The organism is Okeania sp. SIO3B5, from assembly GCF_010692555.1.
GTDB lineage: Bacteria > Cyanobacteriota > Cyanobacteriia > Cyanobacteriales > Microcoleaceae > Okeania.
In genome coordinates this window covers 1-6,804 of record NZ_JAAHHG010000084.1, presented here as the reverse complement: position 1 = coordinate 6,804, position 6,804 = coordinate 1, and the positions used below count along the sequence as shown (strand labels likewise).

Sequence of the window (6,804 nt, the reverse complement as noted above, 5' to 3'; positions counted from 1 at the left end):
GCTCAAGAAGATATTACCTCTATTTACGACCATGAAATTTTGGTTTTTGACCAGAATTTTACTCACCATAATATTTCAGAATATCTCCAAGTAAAAATTCCCATTGTTCAGGACTTACTACCAAAATTGAGTCAAAACAATAAGTAGTAAATCTTCTTGGCAAAAACTACATTAATATTTCAGAATATCTCGAACCAAGAACATTCCCGCTCAATTACTTACTGCTAAAATTTAGTCAAAATAATAAGTAGTAAATCTTCCTAGTAAAAACTTGATTTATATCTGTTGGGTAATTAGCCTATAAATTTCTGATTCTGGAGGGGACAAGAAATAATATAACCAAAATATTCCGCCAAAAATTCAGACAATCTCGCAACTCACCCCAGTCATAAATTTCTTGTAAACTTACAAATGGTAAATAATATGGAAAAAAGCAAAAAATAGAGTTAAATTAACTGTCGAATTTTATGTGGAGCTAGAAGAAACAGAGGAAGTTTCTAACAACGAAAATTCAGAATATATCGAACCAGAATCACCCCTTGATGATTTACGTCAAAAATTTAATGAGGAAAATTAGTTACCGAACAAAGGATGTTCTCCCCCGAAAAAATAAATTTATTGGCTAATAGCTAAGATATATTTTAAGAGACTAATTTTGTTTCACTTTTTGGAGAACTTTTTTCTATAGTTAGAGATTTCAATCCCTGGTAGATACCTAGCCTAACTATAAAATGTAAATGGTTCTCAAATTTCATTTATTGATAATACTTCTGACATTTTCTCCATGATTTAACAACCCGAAATTTATCCAAAAAATAAATTATTTTTAACTTAGTCAGATAGTGGATATAAATATTTGTTTTTCTAGAGCGATCGCTAATACCAAGCGCGATAAATTTTTGCTACAAATAACTAGAGTATTTATTAGGAGTAAGGTAGGGGAGCTGTCAGATTAGCAACGTACAGAATGAAAGGCTTAGATTCCATTTTTTAGGTACTAAATTATATTTTTCGTCAAATAAACATCTCCTACAAGTGCCTTTTAATCACACTTATTATTCGTAATAATATTTGGGAAAATTGGCATAATATCAAAATTTCAAATATTTTGATAAACCTTTGTCAGAATAATTTTGGATATAGAGAAAATCCCCTGTTTGCTTAGTTTAAAATATCCTGTAGGGGCTAACATTCAGGCAGTAACTAAAAGTATAAACTCTAGATTTTCTTTCCGAATGCTTCCCCCTCCTGCCAGGATTCAAAATTTAGATATAACAATTATCAAACCCTGAAACAAAAGCACCAAAATACTAACTAAAAACTATTTTTATTTCCCACCATAATAAAAAGCAATTTCTTTCTCTTTAAGTGGAGCAAAATCTGCATCTTTCAACATTTGATTTAACTCTTCCTGAGAAATATGCTTCGCCCCAATACGCACAATACGAGACCGCATAGTATTACTAACCCCACTCCGTTGTCGTTGACCTTCTAATGCCATTACCTTGTGATAAAGGTCGAGTTTTTCTGATGGAATAACAGAACCATCTAAATCTATTCCTTTAGCGATCGCCTCATCCACAGCATCTGCTCCAGTAGTAGATGTAGTTGTGGAAGTTTTTTCTGAAGACATAGCAAAAAATTATTGGGTTTACACGATTATTTTATCTCCTGTAAGGCACACTTCAAAACTTTCTATAGAAGTAAATTTTTCCCATTAAAATTCAAGTCATAGCAAACTCATTTATTAATGGATAATGGATAATTGATAATTGATAATTAATTCTCCCTAAAAGGGAGAGGATTGACTAAAAGGAAAAAAATAATTTTTTTCCCCTTTCAAGGGGAGGCTAACAAAGCTGAATTATTTAATTATTTAATTATTAATTATTCGGTAAACTTTCTCGCATTTGGAGTTTGAAAAGCCAAAATAATATCACTTTTAATCATACCTAATCTGATTAACTGATGAGCTATTCCTTCTTCAGTAAAATATTCTTCTATAGTAATTCCCAGAAGCGTGAGGCGAAAAATTCCTTTGCTTTAGGGACTAGGGATTAGGGAATAAAAAATAAGAAAAATAACTGTACTTCAGTAACTTAAGAAATGCTATATTTCAACAACTAATAATTAATAATTAACAATTACCTCTTCTTTTTAAGCAGAGGATTGAGGCGGTAGGAAAATTTTTTTCTGCTCTTGGTCGATTGGATATGGCGAGGATACTTCCCTATCCCACCCTTTGGGAAGCTCCGAAGATCGACCGCTTTTTTCTCTTTTAAAGGAGAGGCTTTAAACCTTAATTATTTGGTAAACGTAGATAAAGATAAATTAATGAATTTCATCATTCTCTGCAACCTCATATAAAACTGGTATAAGTATCTTTTGTTAGCATTAAACCATTAATTATTAGCTAGTATACTCGGTTGAAAATGCCCACTTAAACCATTAATTTTTGGGAAGGTAAAAGTAACTTTTAAATGGAGAAATAATAGTAAGAATTCAGCTATCAGGAGTCAGCTATCCGCAATTAGTAATGAATAATTACTTCTCAGGTTTTTTCCAGGGACGCATAACAGTAACTTTTTATTCTTTTTCAATTTCAAAGATTGCTTTTACGCAGACCCAAAATTAATAGACATCTCCAGAAAAGAGGGAGTAGGGAGTAGGGAATAGGGGGAAATAATTGATAATTTATGTGCGATAATTGATTTTATTTTTTATTATTGGAAATGTCTAATAGCTAACAGCTGAATTATTACAAAAAATAAAAAAATACACAAGCATTCCCCAGGAAATACTTACCGAATAATTAATAATTAATCATTAATAATTAATCATTAAATAATTCTGGTTTAAAGCCTCCCCTTTTAAGGGGAAAAAAGCGGTCGAGGGATGGCGAGGTTTCCTCGCCATATCCAATCGACCAAGAGAAGAAAAAATATTTCCTTATATTCAATCCTCTTGGTTTTAACCAGAGGTAATTATCAATTATCAATTATCCATTATCCATTATCCATTAATGAAACATTATTCGATCGATTAAACATTATGGTTAAAGATTTATTATGACTGAATATCCACAGTAAAATAATGTTAGTTTTTTGATAATTTTTTAAGTAGTGATATAATCGTGGTGTATTGACAAAAATCAGAGATTTAATCATAAATAAATCATGAACAAAACTCCCCGAATAAAAATCCCTTTAACAGTCAGAAAATATGTATTCGAGCGCGACAATTACCATTGTAAAAGTTGTGGTAAAACTACTAAAGAAACACAACTTACTATAGACCATATTATCCCTCTAGCTAGTGGTGGTAGTAATGATATTAGTAATCTACAAACCCTCTGCAGTAAATGTAATCAAAAAAAGAAACATCACTTTGACCCACGATTCAAACGCAACTTCAGTAACTAAAAAAAAATTATTAAGTAAGCACTTCCTACACAATGCTGCGCAAACAGCTATTAGCTGTCAGCTAGCCTCCTCCGGAGGAACTGCGGACTTCAGCAACAAGACTCTCTCCTTTCCTTAAGGACAGTGTTTAAATTAACAACTGACTTTAAGGACAAGGGAGCAAACTTTTGTAGTAACACAATTAATAAAGCTTTTATCCTAAATTAAAAGCAATAGCTGATAGCTGATAGCTGATAGCTGTTTGCGCAGCATTCCGGAGGAAATACTTACATTATTAAACCCCGAAAAATCTCAACTTTTGAGTAAAATAAAACACGATAAAATTAGGATAAATATATGGTAAATTCAAAAAGAATTAACTTTCTTAAAAGTAAGTTGTACTCTCTAATAGGTAGAATGTCTGATGTAGACCTAGAAAGAAGTTGGGAATATTTACAAACACTTTATTATGATAGCTTTATGTTAGAAGCTATTCAAAAATCTAAAACAACTCACAAACCAGGAGATATCTTAACCAAAGAAGAAGCAATACAAATATTGTATTCTGACCGAGAAGATAGTCAAACTAAAAATAACCAATAATAATAAATAAGGTATAGAAAAAAACAATATTATTGTGAACTTAGAAGTGCGTTATGCTCGGTCTTTTGTCGAAGACCTCAAAACTTTAGAAACTGCTGCCTACCAAAAAATATATGATTTTGTTTTTCTCAAATTTAGTCAAATAAATTACTTACAAGAACTACCAGAATTTCGACAACTTGGAACCAGTACTATTTTCTATAGATTTACTGTGGACAACTACCTGATTGGTATAGAAGTAACAGGTCAAATTATTAAATTTATCCGTATTTTACCGAAACCACAAATTTAGTCTTCTAAACTATAGGTAGTAGGCTAAAATAACACAAAATACAGTAATTTTTATGGACTCAAAATCACTCTGGCAACGCTATATTAACTGGCTTTATTACCATGAAGGATTAAACTTTTATGTTGATATAAGTCGCATTAAATTTGATGATTCTTTTCTAGAAAAAATCAAGCCAAAATTTGAAAAAGCTTTCCAAGAGATAGAGCAATTAGAAAAAGGCGCGATCGCCAACCCAGACGAAAACCGAATGGTTGGCCACTATTGGCTGAGGTCCCCAGAACTTGCGCCCACCCCCGAAATCAAACAAGAAATTGTCCAAACTATCGAACAGATTGAAACTTTTAGCAAAAAAGTCCATAGTGGAGAAATCAAACCTCCTAATGCCCCCAAATTCACAGATATTCTGTCCATTGGTATCGGTGGTTCAGCTCTCGGTCCTCAATTTGTAGCCGAAGCTCTGAGTCCAAATGACCCACCAATGCAAATACATTTCATCGACAATACCGATCCTGCAGGTATCGATCACGTACTCTACAAATTCAAGGATCGCCTCAACAGCACCCTAGTCATAGTCATCTCCAAGTCAGGCGGTACGCCAGAACCTCGCAACGGTATGATGGAAGTCAAAGCAGCTTATGCTGCCCAAAATCTAGACTTTGCTCCCCACGCCGTCGCTACTACCACCCCCGATAGTAAACTAGGTAAAATTGCCAAATCTGAAGGATGGCTAAACATTATCCCCATGGCAGACTGGGTAGGGGGACGTACTTCAGAATTATCCTCCGTTGGCTTACTACCAGCAGCATTGCAAGGAATTGACATCCAGGCTATGTTAGATGGGGCGAAAGAAATGGACATAGCCACTCGCAAACATGACATTAAAGGCAACCCCTCTGCTTTATTAGCCTTGAGTTGGTATGCCGTAGGTAACGGACGAGGAGAAAAAGATATGGTAGTTCTCCCCTACAAAGACAGTTTGTCAATGTTCAGTCGTTATTTACAGCAGTTGGTTATGGAATCTTTAGGCAAAGAAAAAGACCTGGATGGTAATGTAGTCAACCAAGGTATTGCAGTTTATGGTAATAAAGGTTCCACAGACCAACACGCTTATGTACAACAGTTGCGTGATGGTGTACCTAATTTCTTTACTACCTTCATCGAAGTTCTAGAGGATCGTCAAGGTATTTCTCCTGAAGTAGAACCTGGAGTAACTTCTGGTGACTACTTATCTGGTTTTCTCCAAGGTACTAGACAAGCACTTTATGAAAATCAGCGAGATTCTATTACAGTTACAATACCCAAAGTTAATCCTAAAAATGTAGGGGCTTTAATTGCTCTTTATGAGAGAGCTGTTAGTTTTTATGGCTCTCTAGTTAATATTAATGCCTATCACCAACCAGGGGTAGAAGCAGGTAAAAAAGCTGCAGCCACAGTGCTAGAGTTACAAAAACAGGTAGTAAATGTCCTCAAGCAAGAGGGTTCTCCCATATCTTTAGCAGAAATTGCCCAAAAAGTAGGTGCTGATGACAAAATAGAAATCATCTACAAGATTTTGCGTCATTTGGCAGCTAACCAACAGAATATTGTTTTTCATGGAAATCTTGGGCAACCAGCTAATTTAGCTGTAAGCTATCAGTAGTATCATAATAGTGATTTTGCCTTGAGCATTAGGAGTGGTTATTGGACTGATCAGGATTGTCCAGCAGCAGATATAGTTTTTACTCGTGGACTAGGGAATGTAGTCACTCAAGGATTCTGGGGAACAGAAATAGCCCGTAATGTCAGTTTGTGGATGCTTTCTGACCTAATAGAATAAGTAATGCAGTGACATTCTCTCCCGCTAAATCGCCCGATTATAGTGGGAAGCTCTCTCCTTCTCACAGATGGAGCTTCCTGCTTCTCTGGATGACTAATGTCTACGCCTCCACAGGCAGCAACGATGAGACCCACCGCCACTCTTGTACTAAAACTTCTGTACTCTCCTGATTTCCTTCAAGATTCTACCAGTACTTCTGAGTTGAACCCTATATCTTGAGTTGTCTAGGTTCAGCACTCAGGTCCGTATTACCGCCACTCCTGACATACCTTATGATAGCACGCTTAAGCTACCTTGTCAACTAAAGAACCCTACTTGTTTTTTGCGGGTCGTTCTCCTCCTGTTATGCTCTAACGGTTTTGACATCCTCCCGACGTTGCGCATGGCGCGACAACGCGGGATTCCTAAACCTCGCGACTCAGGACTTTCTGCTTCTAACGCACCTGCCTCCGAGGCCAAACCTCTTTCTGGTCTAAAGGCGCGCTCCACAGACTGACACTGCTAGCCCAGCAGCCTAATTCTGTTTAGTATAGCATACCCTTGTAAAAACCGCAAGATTGATTGTTTTTCATCCCGACGCTCCCCTAATAGCTGCCGCACTTGCTCCGCCTTTTCCTGACGGAATGCTCCGCAAACATGTCGGCGACAGCCGTTAACGCAGTTATGCGAAGCGCAAAACGGGAGAGCGCGGG

7 protein-coding genes are annotated in these 6,804 nt (G+C 35.9%); 5 read left to right on the top strand and 2 right to left on the bottom strand.

Annotated features, from left to right (window positions below; all coding sequences use genetic code 11):
- Nucleotides 1–418: 418 nt before the first annotated feature.
- Nucleotides 419–577, top strand: coding sequence for a KGK domain-containing protein (locus F6K54_RS13865; RefSeq protein ID WP_366558134.1), 159 nt, complete (start codon nt 419–421; stop codon nt 575–577).
- A gap of 750 nt (nt 578–1,327) precedes the next feature.
- On the opposite strand, the gene F6K54_RS13860 is transcribed toward F6K54_RS13865, so the two are convergent.
- Entirely contained in the window at nt 1,328–1,633 is a 306-nt protein-coding gene (locus F6K54_RS13860) for a DUF4090 family protein (protein WP_293078378.1), read from the bottom strand.
- 254 nt (nt 1,634–1,887) lie between these two features.
- Nucleotides 1,888–2,004 (bottom strand): element excision factor XisI family protein, encoded by a 117-nt coding sequence (locus tag F6K54_RS13855; RefSeq protein WP_293078403.1) that lies wholly within the window; start codon nt 2,002–2,004, stop codon nt 1,888–1,890.
- Between the two features lie 1,172 nt (nt 2,005–3,176).
- Between F6K54_RS13855 and F6K54_RS13850 the strand changes: the two genes are divergently transcribed.
- The 4 genes from F6K54_RS13850 (at nt 3,177) to F6K54_RS13835 (ending at nt 5,935) form a co-directional block, all read left to right on the top strand.
- Complete coding sequence (locus F6K54_RS13850; protein WP_293078376.1) at nt 3,177–3,422, top strand: HNH endonuclease; 246 nt, start codon at nt 3,177–3,179, stop codon at nt 3,420–3,422.
- Between the two features lie 336 nt (nt 3,423–3,758).
- The gene (locus F6K54_RS13845; protein WP_293078374.1) at nt 3,759–4,004 is read left to right on the top strand and encodes a hypothetical protein; all 246 of its coding nucleotides are present in this window, start codon (nt 3,759–3,761) and stop codon (nt 4,002–4,004) included.
- 34 nt (nt 4,005–4,038) lie between these two features.
- Nucleotides 4,039–4,296, top strand: a complete 258-nt coding sequence (locus F6K54_RS13840; RefSeq protein WP_293078372.1) for a cytotoxic translational repressor of toxin-antitoxin stability system — start codon at nt 4,039–4,041, stop codon at nt 4,294–4,296.
- A 52-nt stretch (nt 4,297–4,348) separates the two neighbouring features.
- Nucleotides 4,349–5,935, top strand: coding sequence for a glucose-6-phosphate isomerase (locus F6K54_RS13835; RefSeq protein ID WP_293078370.1), 1,587 nt, complete (start codon nt 4,349–4,351; stop codon nt 5,933–5,935).
- Nucleotides 5,936–6,804: the final 869 nt, after the last annotated feature.